This window comes from Mesorhizobium sp. M0626 (assembly GCF_040320665.1).
GTDB lineage: Bacteria > Pseudomonadota > Alphaproteobacteria > Rhizobiales > Rhizobiaceae > Mesorhizobium.
Genome location: NZ_JAMYQD010000017.1, coordinates 146,760 through 161,994 on the forward strand (window position 1 = coordinate 146,760; position 15,235 = coordinate 161,994).

Sequence of the window (15,235 nt, forward strand, 5' to 3'; positions counted from 1 at the left end):
AAGGAGCAAACATGTCGGGAACTCTCGTGCTCGTGCGCCACGGCCAGAGCGAATGGAATCTGAAGAACCTGTTCACCGGCTGGCGCGATGTCGACCTTACCGAGCAGGGCCACAAGGAGGCCAAGGAAGCCGGCCAGAAGCTCAAGGCACGCGGCTTGAAATTCGACATTGCCTTCACCTCGGCGCTGATCCGGGCGCAGAAGACCTGCCAGCACATTCTCGACGCGGTCGGCCAGAGCGATTTGAAGACGATCCGCGACCAGGCGCTGAACGAGCGCGACTATGGCGATCTCTCCGGCCTCAACAAGGACGACGCGCGCCAGAAGTGGGGCGAGGAGCAGGTGCACATCTGGCGCCGCTCCTACGACGTGCCGCCGCCCGGCGGCGAAAGCCTGAAGGACACCGGCGCCCGCGTCTGGCCCTATTACCTGCACGACATGCAGTCGCATGTTCTGAAAGGCGGCACCGTGCTGGTCGCCGCGCATGGCAATTCGCTGCGCGCGCTGATCATGGCGCTGGACGGCAAGAGCGGCGAGGAGATCGTCAAGCTCGAGCTCGGCACCGGCGTGCCGGTGATCTACAAGCTCAACGCCGATTCCACCGTGGCGTCGAAGGACGTGCTGGAGGGGTGAGGTTTTCGGCCAGCGCATTCGCCAAGTCGGCGCTGCCCCTCATTGCCCTGCCGGGCAGTTCTCCCGGTATAGTGACGGGGAGAAAGGGCTGGCCGCAGCCTCGGCGCTCTTCTTGTGACGCAGGTGACCGGCGAAAATCATCGATGAGAGCGCCCCTCTCCCCGTCACTGTACGGGGAGAGGATGCCGGCAGGCAGGTGAGGGGCGGCGCTGACCCCCGGGAAACTAAGCCGGCAGGCAGAGGCCCTCGAAAAAGCGCGTTGACACATATCGTTTGCCCGCTTACATGAGCCCGCACCAGCCCAGATGGCGGAATTGGTAGACGCGCACGGTTCAGGTCCGTGTTCCGCAAGGAGTGGAGGTTCGAGTCCTCTTCTGGGCACCAAATTCCCGTTTCGGATAAGTCCGAAATGATTTAGACGCGAAGCAAAAAAGCCCGGTTCCCGGGCTTTTTTGCTGATGGATGACAGATTGTCCAGCGGAGGGTCAATGCGGCGGGCGAACCGCTTTCATTGCTTCTTCTTCGAGTGTCTGGAGCTTCTCCCGAATCTCCTCCGGCTCGGCATGCTCCAAGCCGACGACATCGTTTCTGGTCTCATTCAGCGAAACGATAATCTCATCAAGCTTGGCGTGAATGGCGGCCGTGTCGCGGTAACCCTGGATCAGCACAACGCCGGTGATCACGATGGCCGCTACCGACAATGCGTAGGTGACCACATTCGTCAGGCCGAATGGCACCAACGCAGTACAGAGCAGCATGGCTACAAGAAGGACATAGAAGCCCGGTGGCCGGGATAGAAAGTCGCCCATCACAAAGAGAAAGCGGTTCATATCCAGGCCGCGGTCAAAAATGCCACGAGTGCGGTGACGGCTACGCAAATTGGAATTGCCGCGAGTAAGGCAGCTTCCAGGACCCAAGTTTCCTTGTCGCTAAACATCAGACATCCTCCCGTTCAGAAAACGGCCGCCCATAGAGCCTTCACAGCGCAGCCAAAGCCCGCCGCTCCTGATCGGAGCGGCGGGCTCGCGCGTTACTCGATGATCTGCACGACCTTGCGCGTGTCGGGATCGACGAGAACCGCGTGATCTCCGACAACCGTATACTTGTAGCGGACATCCGGAACGTCGATTGCGTGGAGCTCGACAGTGTCGGGAAGTGCCGTGCCGACGTTGAGTTCGACGCCGAGCAAACTGACTGAGGCCAGCTTCTGCTTATGGATATATTCGCGAACGACCGTCTGTTGTTCGGGCTTGAGAACAATAACATCCTCGGCAAACGAGGTGCCGATGCCCGCCATAAGGACGAGGGCGCCGGCGGCGCTGACGAAATACCTGGTCATGGGAATTTCCTTTTCATAGGTCAGTTCGGAAGCGTGGATACGAGCAGATCAGCCGCCACTCGCAGGGGCTGGGGCAGGTGCCGCAGGCTTTGCGGGTGCAGCCGGAGCTTCCACCTTTGGCGCTTCAACTTTGACGTTGATATCCTTGCCGCCGTCGCCGCGGATATTGATGACGCCGGTAAAAATAAGCAACACTACGACCGCAATAAGTGCAAGAACAACAGCAATCGCAGTGCCGCCGCCACCCCCAGAATTAACAACAGTTGGGCCGTCTGCCATGTGTTCCTCTCCTGTTTTATTTAGTTGCATTTGGGAAACGCCTGCCCCGCTTGAACGTTCCGCCTCGGGACTTGGGTCTTAGCTGATATCCGACTTTGGTCTGGTTCGCCGCGGACTGAAGTCACAGGAACAATCTGGCTGATCTCAAGTTCGGTCCCTCGGCGAACAGGCGTGGTGCCGTCGCCGGATTACGCGAGGAGAAAACCATGAAAATCCACTTTGCAAGTGCCGCTGCAGGCTTGTTGCTTTTGGCTGGGGTCGGCGCCGCCGCAGCTCAGGATGTCGTCATCACACCGGAGCAGGATACGGTCGTCCGCGAATACGTGAAAAAGCAGCCGCTGGCTTCGGTGAAGATCCCGGGCGTGGAGCTGAACGTCGGCAGTGCCTTGCCTGATACGGTCGAGCTGCACGAAGTTCCCAACGTCAAATACCGCTACGTCGTGGTCGACAACCGCACCGTCCTGGTCGATCCCAGCACCCGGAAAATTGTGAAGGTCTACGACTGATCGAATAGCTGCCGCCCGCCGCCGGCCATGGCGGCGGGCAGCGGATTTCACATTGCGCTCCAGGATGATCGAAGATGATCGATGACGTCGAGACATCGCCAGCCCTTGATACCCGCTTGGGTTCTCTCAGGGCGAGAATGCGCGATGCGCGCATAACAGAGGCCGACATGAAGACCTTTCAGAAAGTCGCATCCATCATGGTTGGCGGCAGTGGCCGCATCAGCGGCGATGACCTGATTGCAGCGTCGTTCGTCCTCGAGGACCAGCCGGAAGGCTTGTGAGGCGGAGTACTCACGTGTGCAGGCTCCCGCAACGCTGATCCCAAGTGTTCTGGTGCTGAACACATTCCTGCTACGGGCCGGCGTCGAAGGCGTGCCCGCTGGCGAGGTCGCGTCCAAGCATCGTCCAGAACACCATGTCGCCGCATGTGACGATACTCGGCCATGCTAGCCGATGCGGGCGCCATAGAAAATCACCGCGGCCGGCAGAACCGGGCAGGCCGGTCCAGAGCGTCGCCACGCCTATGGTCAGAAATGTCACCGAGGCCAGTTTGGTGCAGATCGGATGATGGTAGCGAGCGATCGCCATATCGACCGTACGGGCGCCGGCCTGGGAAGGACCCACCAGCGCGCCGAGGCCGACCGCCGCGCCCAGCGTGGTCGGCGCGCTGTTTGCCCTGCAACGCAGGGCTATGGGCGTGCTCGCACAAGTTAGCTCCAGCTTGAGGCACGGCGTGAAGTCTCGGTCTTTGCCCGCGATGGCGAGGTACGAAGTCAAAAGCGGTCAATGTGATTAGCGATCTACAGTCGATTTCAGCCGCCTTCGGATGATAGCGCCGCAATCACGAGATTTGTCGATAATAATCGATATTAGGCTGTATTCGCGACTATTCGATCGCTCTTCCATAGTGGGCGATAGATAAAATTGGAAATGACATCCCAGATCTGAGGAGATCAAGGCCTTGGGGCCGGCATCAGCATGATTGAACCGCAGCCACCGCAAGTTGACAGTGATCATCAGGCGGATCTGGTTTGGTAGGAAGTCTTAATATGTCTCGCCTAAGGTCCAACTTTGACTTGGGAGCGTGACGTTCGACAGACATATCTCCGCAGGTTACATTTCCCAGTCAGACAGCGCTCCGCACTCGAATGGATGTCTCTGAATGCCGGGCCTCACGCCTTCACGACCGCACCCGAGAACCTTGGGATGGATGGGCACGACAGCGCTCGCCATGGGTGGCAGCAATCAAAGCCTGTTTCTGATTGCCGCCCTTTTTGTCGGCCAGGGGAATATTCCCGGGCAAGGAAGCGCCGCGGTTCCTTTGCTCGTTGTTGGTCTGCTTCTAAGCTGGGCCGCCGCACCGGCGTGGACCGAATTGGTTCTCATGTGGCCAAACCGCGTCGGCGGTATCTCCGCAGCGTGCGCCGAAGCCTTCCGACCTTACAGTCCCGTTCTCTCGGCTCTGACGGGCACCTGCTATTGGTGGGGTTGGGTGCCGACCTGCGGACTGACAGCGGTTCTTTCAGCGTCTGCAATCCAGCAATGGTACCTGCCGGGCCTCCCCGTGGAGGCGGTCGCCTGCGGGCTTATCGCATTCTTTACGGCGGTCAACCTGTGTGGAATCAAGTGGGTGGTCCAACTGGCGATCCCGATCGCCACGGCCTCCGCGACGCTTGCGTTTCTCTCATCCCTCGTCCCGGTCATCAGTGGCTCGGTCGACTGGCGGCAGGCGACGGATTTTGCCCTGACCAGCCCGTTTACCGGCCTGTTCGGCGACATCACGTCGGTGATGGCGGGACTGTACCTGATCGGGTTTGCCGCACCGGCATTTGAGGCTGCAGCCTGCCATGTTGGCGAAACCATCGATCCCAACCGCAACATTCCTCTGGCGATGTGGGCCAGCGCCGCAATGGCCGGCGTCTATTTCCTGGTCCTGCCGGTTGTCTGGCTGGGTGTGCTCGGGCCGGAGCCGCTCGGCACCGACCTCGCCATAGCTCTTGGGCCTACCTTTGCGCCCTTGTTGGGGAGTTTCGGCAAGGCGGCCGCCATCTGGCTCATCATGCTGAACATGTTCCATGGAACGTTGCAGCCATTGGCAGGCGCCGCGCGGACCCTTGCGCAGCTGAGCGAAGACGGCCTGCTGCCGAGCTTCCTGGCCAGGCGCACCTCAACAGATTGTCCCTGGGCGGCAACGCTGCTCACAGCTGCCGCGGCAATCGGCTTCATGCTGTGCGGGTATCCGCTCTGGATGATCGCCGCGGCCAATTTCACGTACCTGATCAGCATCTGCATGCCAAACATCGCAGTCTGGCTCTTGCGCCGTGACAGTCCCGAAGCCGAGCGACCCTTCCGGGCTCCCAGGGGAACGATCATCCTTGGCGTAGGCGCGGCTGCAATATGGCTGTTGACCGCCATACTGGGATTTCAGCAATTTGGCCTTCCTACCGTCCTGTTCGGTCTGGCTTTGGCATATTCGGGTGCTGCGCTCTACGCCTGGCGCACGATGGAGGATCGATACGCACTCGGTCTACCCTTGCTGCCACATACGCTTCACCTGAAGCTTACCGGAGCCATGCTTTTTGTGCTCGTGCTTGACGGTGCCGGCTATTTCCTGGCGATCGGCAGCGTTCCCCAAGGCGACACTTCATTGGTCGCCGCGCTGGAGGACATTTTTGTCGTTGTCGCGCTGCTGACCATCAGCGTTGGCCTGATCTTGCCGGGAATGATCACCCATTCGGCAACCGAGGTGAGCAACGCGGCAAAGCGTCTGACCTCCGGAACGCTGAAGGATTTCTCTCTTGCCATGGTCGCCCTGGGGCGGGGAGACCTCGCTGCGGCGCACGCCTCCGTGAACATCATGCCGGTTACGGTAAACTCTCGTGACGAACTTGGAGAGATGGCCGAAAGCTTCAACCTGCTCCAGGACAAGGTGAGGGAAGCCGCCCACGGCCTGGACGACGCGCGCGAGAACATGAACGTAGCGCGCAGCGAACTGATGGCACGGCACGAGGAAATCGCGCATCTCGCGCACCACGATCCGCTTACCGGCCTGGCGAACCGAGCCGCGCTTGCAGCACACCTGGCCACGACGCTCGAGCGTGCAAAAGCAACGCACGCCAGCTTTGCCGTCTTCAGCATCGACCTTGACCATTTTAAAGAGGCGAACGACGTTTTCGGGCACGCCGCCGGCGACGATCTGCTTTGCACCATCTCCCGGCGTCTCCAAACTGCGGCGCCTGAGGCCTTTATCGCGCGCATGGGCGGCGACGAATTCACGGTTGTCCTGGCCATGGATGACCGGTCCGCGAGTGCCAAGGACGTTGCGGACCGTCTGTTCGAATCGGCGGCAGGCAAATTCGAGATCCGGGGCCAGCACATTTCGATCGGGGTGAGCATCGGGGCGGCGATCTATCCGAAAGACGGAGAGAATGCAGCGGCGCTGATGGCAAATGCCGACGCAGCGCTCTACCGGGCCAAGGCGGACGGCCGTCGAATGGTGCAATTCTTCGATCCTGAGATGGATAAGCGACTAAGAGAGCGCTACGCCTTGCAGCGAGATTTGCGCTCTGCGGTCGGCCATGGCGAACTTGTGCTTCATTACCAGCCGCAAGCCAGGATAGACGGCGAAATCTTCGGTTTCGAGGCACTCGCCCGATGGCACCATCCAAAACATGGGCTCATCTCCCCAAACGCGTTTGTCTCGCTTGCCGAACAGGATGGCACGATCGTTGAGATAGGTGAATGGACGCTCAGGCAGGCGTGCAGAGACGCGGCCTCCTGGCCCTCACCGCTGCAGATCGCCGTCAACCTCTCTCCCGTGCAGTTCCGTTTCGGGGACCTGGTAGGCCTCGTTCATTCTATCCTCTACGAGACCGGCCTTGCTCCGGGGCGGCTGGAACTGGAAATCACGGAAGGGGTTCTCATCCGCGACCGGGCAACCGCCTTGTCGGTTTTGCGGAGGTTGAAGGCGTTGGGCGTCAGGGTCTCGATGGATGATTTTGGCACCGGGTATGCCTCGCTGTCCTCGCTGCAGGCGTTTCCATTCGACAAGATCAAGATCGATCGCAGTTTTGTTTCGGGTGTCGGTTCGAATGTCCAATCGGCCGCCATCGTGCGCACGATACTCAGCCTGGGGAATGCGCTGGCCTTGCCTGTCATCGCGGAGGGTGTCGAAACAGAGGACGAGCGTGCCTTCCTGATGAGGGAAGGATGTCCCGAAATCCAAGGATATCTGGTGGGGCGCCCGCATCCGATAGCGCTCTACAAAGATGTGACGAATGGGCTTTCGCCGGGATCTGCCTTCGGGGAGCCCGAGGATACCACCGCACCCCAGGCGCTTGGCGTAACGCGATAGCCGCGGCGCCGTTCGTCGGCGCGCTGCTCCTGCAACACACCGGTGAGCGAGGACTGCCGACGGTACTGCTCGGGCTCGCCCTTACAAAGGTCGCACTGGTCGGCGCGCTGTTTGCCTTGCAGCGCGGGGCCATGCGAAGCATCCGAACCAGATGGCGCGGGAGCCACCTCCCCTTCCGGCCAGTCCTCCAACAAACCACTTCAAACCCGGCCGTCTCGGCGCTACGTTCTATCTATGGCCCCACCCACCCAGCCGATCACCGTCACCCGCCGCGACCAGATGTTTCCTATCCTGGGCGACGCCGATATCGAGCGCACGCGCCGGTTCGGCGAGGCGAGTTCCTATGCCGCCGGCGAGCATATCGTCACCGCCGGCACCGTGGCGCCGGGGCTGATCGTCATCCTGTCGGGCACGGTCGATATCACCCAGGATGTCAGGCCCGGCCGGCGCGAGACCATCGTCACTCATGGTCCCGGCAATTTCATCGGCGAGCTGGCGCAGCTTTCCAGCCGGCCGTCGCTGGTCAATGCGGAGGCGGCCGAGCCGGTCGAGGCCTTCGTCATCCCCTCGCAGCGGCTGCGCGACCTGATGGTGCAGGAGGCAAGCCTTGGCGAGCGGATCATGCGGGCGCTGATCCTGCGCCGCGTCGGGCTTCTGGAAAGCGGCTCGAGCGGGCCGGTCGTCATCGGCCCGGCCGGCAATGGCGACACGCTGCGGCTGCAGGGATTTCTGCGCCGCAGCGGCCAGCCGCACCGCGCGCTCGATTCCGACAGCGACCCGTGCGCCAAGACGCTGATTGAGCATTTTCATGTCGACCCGCACCATCTGCCGATCGTGCTCTGCCCCAACGGCAAGCTGATGCACAATCCCGGCGAAACCGAACTTGCCCGCTGCATCGGCCTGCTGCGGCCGATCGATCCCGACATGGTCTATGACGTCGCCATTGTCGGCGCCGGACCGGCGGGGCTGGCGGCCGCGGTCTATGCGGCATCCGAAGGGCTGTCGACCATCGTGCTCGATTGCCGCGCCTTCGGCGGCCAGGCCGGCGCCTCCGCGCGCATAGAGAACTATCTGGGTTTCCCCACCGGCATTTCCGGCATGGCGCTGATGGCGCGCGCCTACAACCAGGCGCAGAAATTCGGCGTCGAAATAGTCATCCCCGACGAGGCCAAGCTGCTCGGTGCAGCAGGCGAGGGCTACACGCTCGCCGTCGGCGACGGTGAAAGCCTGCGCGCACGCACGGTGGTGATCGCCAGCGGCGCGCGCTACCGCCGCCTCGACGTCGCCAAGCTGGCCGAGTTCGAGGGCACGTCGGTGCATTACTGGGCCTCGCCGATCGAGGCGCGGCTATGCACAGGGCAAGAAGTGGCGCTGGTCGGCGCCGGCAATTCGGCGGGGCAGGCGGCGGTCTATCTCGCCAGCCAGGTCCGCAAGGTGACGATGCTGGCGCGCCGCGGCGGCCTCAGGGAAACCATGTCGCGCTATCTGGTCGAGCGTATCGAGGCGCAACCCAACATCGAGGTGCTTGGCGAGACAGAGATCGAGGCGCTGGAAGGCGAAGGCGGCAATCTCACCCAGTTGCGCTGGCGCAACCCCGGCGGCGTCGAGACGCGCCCGATCCAGCATCTCTTCCTGTTCATCGGCGCCGACCCCAACACCGATTGGCTGGCTGGGTGCGATATCGCGCTCGACGCCAGGGGCTTCGTGCGCACCGGCGCCGACATAGGGGCGGGCCAGATGGAGACCAGCCGCAGCGGCGTGTTCGCCATCGGCGACGTGCGCTCCGGCTCGGTCAAGCGGGTCGCCGCCGCCGTCGGCGAAGGCGCCCAGGTGGTGGCTGCCTTGCACGCGTATCTCGCGCGACCCAACGCAGCAGCGCCCGAACTGGCCAGGAGAGCATAATGGATGAATGCAAACACACGCGCGACATCAAGACGGTGACGCCGAGCGCGCTCGGCTGCGAGGAGTGCCTGAAGAGCGGCTCCATGTGGGTGCATCTCAGGCTGTGCCGCACCTGCGGCCATGTCGGCTGCTGCGACGACTCGCCCAACCGCCACGCCACCAAGCATTTCCACGCCACAAAGCACCCGATCATCGAAGGCTACGACCCGCCGGAAGGCTGGGCCTGGTGCTTTGTCGACGAGGCGTTCATCGACCTGGAAGGCGACGTGACGCCGCAGAACGGCCCGATCCCGAAGTTTTTCTGAGGCGAGCCAGGCTGGCAGCTGTGCCCTTATCGCACCAAAGGCGATCGTGTATGGCTTCCGCCCGAAGGTCAGGGCAATCGGATAGGGCGCGCCCCCACTCCGCCTCGGCTTCGCCGAGCCACCTCTACCCCCACATTCGTGGGGGAGAGGAAATGCCAACCACCGAGGCCGCAGCCTTGAAAGGCTTGGGTTTCCTCATCCCCCATGGACATGGGGGAGAGGTGGCCGCGAAGCGGACGGAGTGGGGGCAGGCGCTGTCCTACGCGATTGCCCCGCCCTTATGGGAGATAGGTGTCCTTCTGCACAAGAAGCCCTGTTTATTTTATGGAGCCAGTAACCGTGCGGTCGAGGGTCTCGGGACTGTGGTCGTTGCCGGCAAGAGCGGCAATGATCAGAAGACTGGCGACGACCGGGACGAACAGGATGGCCACGCGGGCCTGCACATAAAAAATGGCGCGCCATTCGCTGCGCTTTTCCGGGCTGTTGTCCATCACACTCACTCTCGCCATGCCTCCCCAGGCGGGACATAGCGGCGAAGGGTTAAGCAAAGGCTGCTGAGTGTGTTAACGGGCAGATTTTGAGGCGGGGAGGTCAGCAAAGCCTGGGACCGTATGGCAGATAGTGCCAAGACACTGGCGTTCAGGAAGGCCGAGTTTCTATTTTGTCCTTTACCTAACTATGCTTTATGTAGTCTCATCGCCAATGTTTTCGGTCCTTGGGAGGGGCAATGGGCATTATCCTGATAATCGCGGCCTTGCTACCCTTGCTATTAGTTGTCGGCGGTTGGCTTCTCGGCGCCTCGTTCATTCCAGGCGGGCATACACCGAGCACAGCAGATAACTGGACTACTTCTGGCGTTGTATTGAGTTATCTCGGTGTTCTGTTTTCGTCATATGCCGCATTTGAAGTAAATCGACTGTCGACGCGATACTTTGCCAAAGCCAGATTCCCGGAAATCCGTAATAGTTTAACCAGGATTACCAGCGCGATGGCAAAATCAGCCGGAAAAAATGGCGCAGAACTTAGGTCTGAAAGCTTTATGGCGCAGATTTCTGTTTTCTTGCGATCTATTCGCCGAATCAGAGGTCACGGAATGGCAAAGGTAATCGACAAGGCTGAAAATGATTATAGGATACTAGTTGACTGGATTAATAGCTCTGTGAATAAAGACATGCGGGCGAATTATGAGACCTCATATTGGAATCTATTTCGAACACTCAGTGAGATATCTGAAGAAATAGATACCTATATAAAAGAACAAGAGGCTAGATAATGTCTTACCATAATGATGACTGGATAAAAGCCATCACAAAATTGATAGAACTCACTTCCAAGGAAGAGGTTTCCTGGAATTTGACGGAGGAATACGAGGAAGATGTTTGGACAGAAGTTGATAGAGCGTACGTCGCAACGCTGAAAGATTTTAGGTATGTCGTAAAGTCGACACGTAAAAAAGACTATGTCGACGAAAGCGAGTGGTATTGGACGAGTGGATTTTCGTTTGAAATTTATAAACGTGGTCACGACCTCGGGTTCGTAAGAATTGCTAGCGCACCTGACCTTAATATTGTTTCCAACCTCTACTCTGTTGTCGAAGATAATTTTGCCTATAGAGAGGGTGCCTTAAAGGATCTTCTCGGTTCAGGAGAATAGCCGGCTGACAGATCGCTATCTGTCAACGAGCGATAGCTTAGTGTGCCTACCCCTTCAACGCCTGCTCCAGATCCGCGATCAGATCATCGCCATCTTCAATCCCCGCCGATAGCCGCACCAGCGAATCCGATATCCCGATTTCCGCGCGCTTTTCCGCCGGGATCGAGCCGTGCGTCATCAGCGCCGGGTGTTCGATCAGGCTTTCGACGCCGCCGAGGCTTTCAGCCAGCGTGAACAGTTGCGTCCGTTCGAGGAAGCGTTTGGTGCCGGCGAGGTCGCGGTCGAGGTCGACCGAGATCATCCCACCGAAAGCATGCATCTGTTGGACGGCGATGGCGTGCTGCGGATGGCTGGCCAGGCCGGGATAGACGACGCGGCGCACATCTTTTCGCGCCTCCAGCCACTGCGCAATCTTCAGGCCGTTCGTGGAATGCCGCTCCATCCTGAGCGCCAGTGTCTTGATGCCGCGCAGCGCGAGAAAACTGTCGAAGGGACCGGAGATGGCGCCGATGGCGTTCTGCAGGAATTTCAGCTGGGCCGCTAGATCCTTGTTGTCGCCGACGATGGCGACGCCGCCGACCATGTCGGAATGGCCGTTGAGATATTTCGTCGTCGAGTGGACGACGATGTCGATGCCGAGTTCAAGCGGCCGCTGGATGTAGGGGCTGCAGAACGTGTTGTCGGCGACCGTCAAAACCCCTTTGCGCCTGGCGAGTGCCGCAACGCCTTCGAGGTCGACGATACGCAGCAGCGGATTGGTCGGAGTTTCGACCCAGAGCAGTTTTGTCTCCGGGCGAATCGCTGCTTCCACCGCCGCCAGATCGGTGAAGTCCACAAAACTCACCTGCAGATTGGCCGAGCGCCTGCGCACCCGCTCCATCAGCCGGAACGAGCCGCCATAGATGTCGTCGGTTGCAACGATATGGGCGCCGCTGTCGAGCAGCTCGAGCACGGTCGAGATCGCCGCCAGGCCGGAAGCGAATGCAAAGGCGGCCGAGCCGCTTTCGAGATCGGCCACCGCGCGCTCGAAGGCAAAGCGGGTCGGGTTTTGGCTGCGGGCATACTCAAACCCCTTGTGCACGCCGGGCGACTGCTGGCCATAGGTCGAGGTCGCGTAGATCGGCACCATCACCGCGCCGGTCAGCGGGTCATGGCTCTGGCCGCCATGGATGGTGCGCGTGGAAAAAGCCAGGCGGTTCTTGCCCGATGGGGGAGTTTCAGCAGTCATCGTGCGCGCCTTAAATGGTTGATCAGGTCGATACGGGTTATCAGGCCGACGAACTCGTCGCCATCGAAGATGATGGCGACCTCGTTGCGGTCGAACACCGGCAGCAGCGCATCCAGCGTCTGGCTGGCCTGCAGCGTGTGCAGATTGGAGGTCATGGCGGTGCACACCGGAGCGTTGAAGCGGTCCCAGCGGCCGTCATAGGGGCCGTCGACCTTGGCCAATATATCGCCCTCATCGATAATGCCGACCAGCTTGCCGTTGTCCAGCACCGGCAGCTGCGAGACATCGGAGCGGCGCATGCGGCCATAGGCGTTGAGCAGGCTTTCGTCGGGGCCGACATAGACGGTGTCGCCGGTGCGGTGCGAGCGCACGACAAGGTCGCGCAGATCGCCATGCTGTTCCTGTTCGGCCAGCCCCTGCTCGGCCAGCCAGAAATCGTCGAACACCTTGGACAGGTATTTGTTGCCGCTGTCGCAGACGAAGGTGACGACGCGTTTTGCTGTCGTCTGCTCGCGGCAATAGCGAAGCGCGGCCGACAGCAGCGTGCCGGAAGACGAGCCGGCGAGAATGCCTTCCTTCGAAAGCAGGTCCCGCACGGCCAGCATGCTCTGCTTGTCTGGGATGGAATAGGCTTTCCTGACCAGCGACAGATCGGCATTGGGCGGCACAAAATCCTCGCCGATGCCTTCGACGGTCCAGCTGCCGGCCTCTTCCATCTTGCCGGTCTTGATCAGCGGCGCCAGCACCGATCCGACGGGATCGGCCAGCACCATTTCGGTCTTCGGCGATGTTCTGGCGAAGTAGCGGCCAAGCCCGGTCAGCGTACCGCCGGAGCCGACGCCGACGACCACGGCGTCGAGGTCGCCATCAAGCTGGGCAAGGATTTCCGGTCCGGTGGTGGTCTCATGCGCCTCGGGGTTGGCCGGGTTGGCGAACTGGTTGGCGTAGAAGGCGCCGGGCGTTTCCGATGCGATCTTCTCGGCCATGTCCTGGTAATATTCGGCATGGCCCTTGCCGACATCGGAGCGCGTCATGCGCACTTCGGCGCCGAGCGCGCGCAGATGCTGGATCTTTTCGCGCGACATCTTGTCGGGCACGACGAGGATGATGCGGTAGCCCTTGGGGATGCCGACCTGGGCGAGGCCGAGGCCGGTATTCCCGGCGGTCGCCTCGACGATGGTGCCGCCGCGCTTGAGCTTGCCTTCCTTCTCGGCCGCGGAAATCATAGACAGCGCAATGCGGTCCTTGATCGAGCCGCCTGGATTCTGGCTTTCGAGCTTGATGAACAGCCGGCACTTGCCGGTGTCGAATTTGGTCAGTTCGACCACCGGCGTCTGGCCGATGAGGTCGAGCACCGAGGCGTAGGGCGGACGCAGGCGGGATAACGCGCCGTCCGAACTGCCTGGCGCAGCTTTTCCGTGCTCGCTCATATCGATGTGCTCCCTTGAACAAGCGACCGCCTCGGGGGCAGAGCGGCAGCGTAGCTTCTTTTCCGGCCGTTTGCAGTCGGAAAGAAGGTAGATCGTGCCAATCAACCGGCGAGAGGGGGAATGGAATTCCAGTTTTAGGCCGGCTTTGGACTCAAGCCCAACACCCTCCGTAGCGATCCTTCCCACCCCCCTCTGAGGGGCGTGCTATCCCGCCGACGTCAACAGCTTTACCCCAGCAGCTGCTTGCTCAGCCGCGCACACTGGACTCGGATATCGGGGATGGCGTCGATCTCGAAGAAGGTGCCGCGGGTCAGCGGCCCGACGGCGAGGATCTTGGCCGATGCGGTGCCGTCGCCGGCGATGATTTCGCATTTGGCTGTGACATCGAGACCAAGCCGCAGCGGGTCGGGCCGCGCCAGGCCGCGGTCGACCAGCGAGCGCACGACGCTGTTCGACGTCGTCGAGATATCGCGGGCGATGCCGGTGCAATCATAGATGCGGGCGACCTGCAGCGTTTCCAGCGCCTTTGTGTGGCGGGACTGGATGCCGACGGTGAATCCATCGCCGGCCTCGATGCCGACGACACGGCCGGCGACCGGGCGGATGCGGCCGGTGCGCACCGCCTCGGTGACGCGGGCATGCACCTCGGGCGCCAGCCGATGGCGATGGATGTCCCACCAGGCCTTGGTGTGCTCGACGAAGCGGCGCTTGGCCGAGGACGGCCAGTTCTGCCAGATCTTCTGGTTGAAGGGTCGCAGCCCATCGACGACGTCGCGCCAGTCGATGCCGGCCTTCTGGTTTTCTCGGATCAGGTCGCGGAACCAGCCGACGAAATAGGAGAGCTGCGTGCCGAGCGGAATGTCGGCGACGTCGAGCTTGATCGGGTTGCCCTTGCGGTGCGGCGACGGCAGCAGCCCGCGCCGCGATACGGCGACGATCTCGCCGCGATGGCCGCGCTGCTCGAGCGACAGGAAGGCATCGACCATGCTGAGCCCGGTGCCCAGCACCAGCACGCGGGCTTCAGGATCGAGCGCGGTGTCGGCCTCGGTGCCCATGCGGATGGCGTGGCCCTGGCCGGCGCCGGGCTGCTCGTCATGGCCGGTGGCAAGCACCGCCAGATGCGCGACGACGCTGGTGCCGTTGGCCAGCACAACTTCGACGCCGGACGATGTCGGCGAGATCGACAGGCTTTCCTCGCGAATCAGCCTGAGACGGCCGGTTTCCTTTTCGCGCGCTTCGAGCTCGTCGAGCACTTCCTTGAGGTAGCGGGCATAGACGCTGCGCGGCGCATAGAAGGGTGTCTGCGGCGTCTGTTCCTGGCTTATCAGGCCGCGCCCCTGCAACCAGCGCCAGAAATTCAGGGGATCGTCGGCATAGGCGCTCATGCCGGCAGCACTGACGTTCAGCACGTGCGCCGACAAAAGCGTCGAATAGGCGATGCCCTGACCGAAATGCGGACGCTTTTCGATCAGCGTAACGCGCAGGTCCGGATTGGCCGATTTGAGCAGATGCGCGGCCAGCACGACGCCGCTGGCACCGCCGCCGACGATGATGATCGAGCTGGGGATGATCGAATTGGCGCGCGCGACGCTCATGCGAGCACGCTC

16 protein-coding genes and 1 tRNA gene are annotated in these 15,235 nt (G+C 61.4%); 9 read left to right on the top strand and 8 right to left on the bottom strand.

What is annotated here, in order from left to right:
- The first annotated feature begins 11 nt into the window (after window positions 1–11).
- On the top strand, window positions 12–632 hold the full coding sequence (locus NKI37_RS22570) for a 2,3-bisphosphoglycerate-dependent phosphoglycerate mutase (RefSeq protein WP_023672068.1): 621 nt from the start codon (window positions 12–14) through the stop codon (window positions 630–632).
- A 299-nt stretch (window positions 633–931) separates the two neighbouring features.
- Window positions 932–1,016 (top strand) — tRNA-Leu (locus tag NKI37_RS22575).
- Window positions 1,017–1,117: 101 nt separating this feature from the next.
- On the opposite strand, the gene NKI37_RS22580 is transcribed toward NKI37_RS22575, so the two are convergent.
- From NKI37_RS22580 to NKI37_RS22590, 3 genes are all read right to left on the bottom strand, one after another.
- Window positions 1,118–1,462 carry a low affinity iron permease family protein gene (locus NKI37_RS22580; RefSeq protein WP_023672069.1) on the bottom strand — a complete coding sequence of 115 codons (345 nt, stop codon included), beginning with the start codon at window positions 1,460–1,462 and terminating at the stop codon, window positions 1,118–1,120.
- Window positions 1,463–1,662: 200 nt separating this feature from the next.
- The gene (locus NKI37_RS22585) at window positions 1,663–1,971 is read right to left on the bottom strand and encodes a DUF1236 domain-containing protein (RefSeq protein ID WP_023672071.1); all 309 of its coding nucleotides are present in this window, start codon (window positions 1,969–1,971) and stop codon (window positions 1,663–1,665) included.
- A gap of 48 nt (window positions 1,972–2,019) precedes the next feature.
- Window positions 2,020–2,250 carry a hypothetical protein gene (locus tag NKI37_RS22590; RefSeq protein WP_033001362.1) on the bottom strand — a complete coding sequence of 77 codons (231 nt, stop codon included), beginning with the start codon at window positions 2,248–2,250 and terminating at the stop codon, window positions 2,020–2,022.
- A 206-nt stretch (window positions 2,251–2,456) separates the two neighbouring features.
- Between NKI37_RS22590 and NKI37_RS22595 the strand changes: the two genes are divergently transcribed.
- Both NKI37_RS22595 and NKI37_RS22600 read left to right on the top strand, forming a co-directional pair.
- Window positions 2,457–2,756, top strand: coding sequence for a DUF1236 domain-containing protein (locus NKI37_RS22595; protein WP_023681215.1), 300 nt, complete (start codon window positions 2,457–2,459; stop codon window positions 2,754–2,756).
- 74 nt (window positions 2,757–2,830) lie between these two features.
- Window positions 2,831–3,037: a hypothetical protein gene (locus tag NKI37_RS22600; protein ID WP_023681214.1), complete on the top strand. Its 207-nt coding sequence runs from the start codon at window positions 2,831–2,833 to the stop codon at window positions 3,035–3,037.
- A gap of 70 nt (window positions 3,038–3,107) precedes the next feature.
- On the opposite strand, the gene NKI37_RS22605 is transcribed toward NKI37_RS22600, so the two are convergent.
- Complete coding sequence (locus NKI37_RS22605; RefSeq protein WP_352791065.1) at window positions 3,108–3,533, bottom strand: hypothetical protein; 426 nt, start codon at window positions 3,531–3,533, stop codon at window positions 3,108–3,110.
- A 385-nt stretch (window positions 3,534–3,918) separates the two neighbouring features.
- Here NKI37_RS22605 and NKI37_RS22610 point away from each other — a divergent pair, with 385 nt between their 5' ends.
- The 3 genes from NKI37_RS22610 (at window position 3,919) to NKI37_RS22620 (ending at window position 9,317) form a co-directional block, all read left to right on the top strand.
- Entirely contained in the window at window positions 3,919–7,110 is a 3,192-nt protein-coding gene (locus NKI37_RS22610; RefSeq protein ID WP_084567135.1) for an amino acid permease, read from the top strand.
- Window positions 7,111–7,344: 234 nt separating this feature from the next.
- Window positions 7,345–9,012, top strand: a complete 1,668-nt coding sequence (locus NKI37_RS22615; protein ID WP_352791068.1) for an FAD-dependent oxidoreductase — start codon at window positions 7,345–7,347, stop codon at window positions 9,010–9,012.
- Entirely contained in the window at window positions 9,012–9,317 is a 306-nt protein-coding gene (locus NKI37_RS22620; RefSeq protein WP_023672079.1) for a UBP-type zinc finger domain-containing protein, read from the top strand. Before NKI37_RS22615 ends, NKI37_RS22620 begins: the two co-directional genes overlap by 1 nt.
- 317 nt (window positions 9,318–9,634) lie before the next feature.
- Here NKI37_RS22620 and NKI37_RS22625 read toward each other — a convergent pair whose 3' ends face one another.
- Entirely contained in the window at window positions 9,635–9,808 is a 174-nt protein-coding gene (locus tag NKI37_RS22625) for a hypothetical protein (protein ID WP_352791070.1), read from the bottom strand.
- 236 nt (window positions 9,809–10,044) lie between these two features.
- Here NKI37_RS22625 and NKI37_RS22630 point away from each other — a divergent pair, with 236 nt between their 5' ends.
- Window positions 10,045–10,590, top strand: a complete 546-nt coding sequence (locus tag NKI37_RS22630) for a hypothetical protein (RefSeq protein ID WP_352791072.1) — start codon at window positions 10,045–10,047, stop codon at window positions 10,588–10,590.
- A complete protein-coding gene (locus tag NKI37_RS22635) occupies window positions 10,590–10,970 on the top strand; it encodes a hypothetical protein (RefSeq protein WP_352791074.1) in 381 nt (126 codons plus the stop codon). The genes NKI37_RS22630 and NKI37_RS22635 overlap by 1 nt, the downstream gene beginning before the upstream one ends.
- A gap of 46 nt (window positions 10,971–11,016) precedes the next feature.
- Here the strand turns inward: NKI37_RS22635 and NKI37_RS22640 are convergent, their stop codons facing one another.
- The 3 genes from NKI37_RS22640 to NKI37_RS22650 all read right to left on the bottom strand — a co-directional run bounded on the left by NKI37_RS22640 (window position 11,017) and on the right by NKI37_RS22650 (window position 15,223).
- Window positions 11,017–12,198, bottom strand: coding sequence for a trans-sulfuration enzyme family protein (locus NKI37_RS22640; RefSeq protein WP_352791076.1), 1,182 nt, complete (start codon window positions 12,196–12,198; stop codon window positions 11,017–11,019).
- A complete protein-coding gene (locus tag NKI37_RS22645) occupies window positions 12,195–13,628 on the bottom strand; it encodes a pyridoxal-phosphate dependent enzyme (protein ID WP_023672082.1) in 1,434 nt (477 codons plus the stop codon). Before NKI37_RS22645 ends, NKI37_RS22640 begins: the two co-directional genes overlap by 4 nt.
- A 227-nt stretch (window positions 13,629–13,855) precedes the next feature.
- On the bottom strand, window positions 13,856–15,223 hold the full coding sequence (locus NKI37_RS22650; RefSeq protein WP_023698086.1) for an FAD/NAD(P)-binding protein: 1,368 nt from the start codon (window positions 15,221–15,223) through the stop codon (window positions 13,856–13,858).
- Window positions 15,224–15,235: the final 12 nt, after the last annotated feature.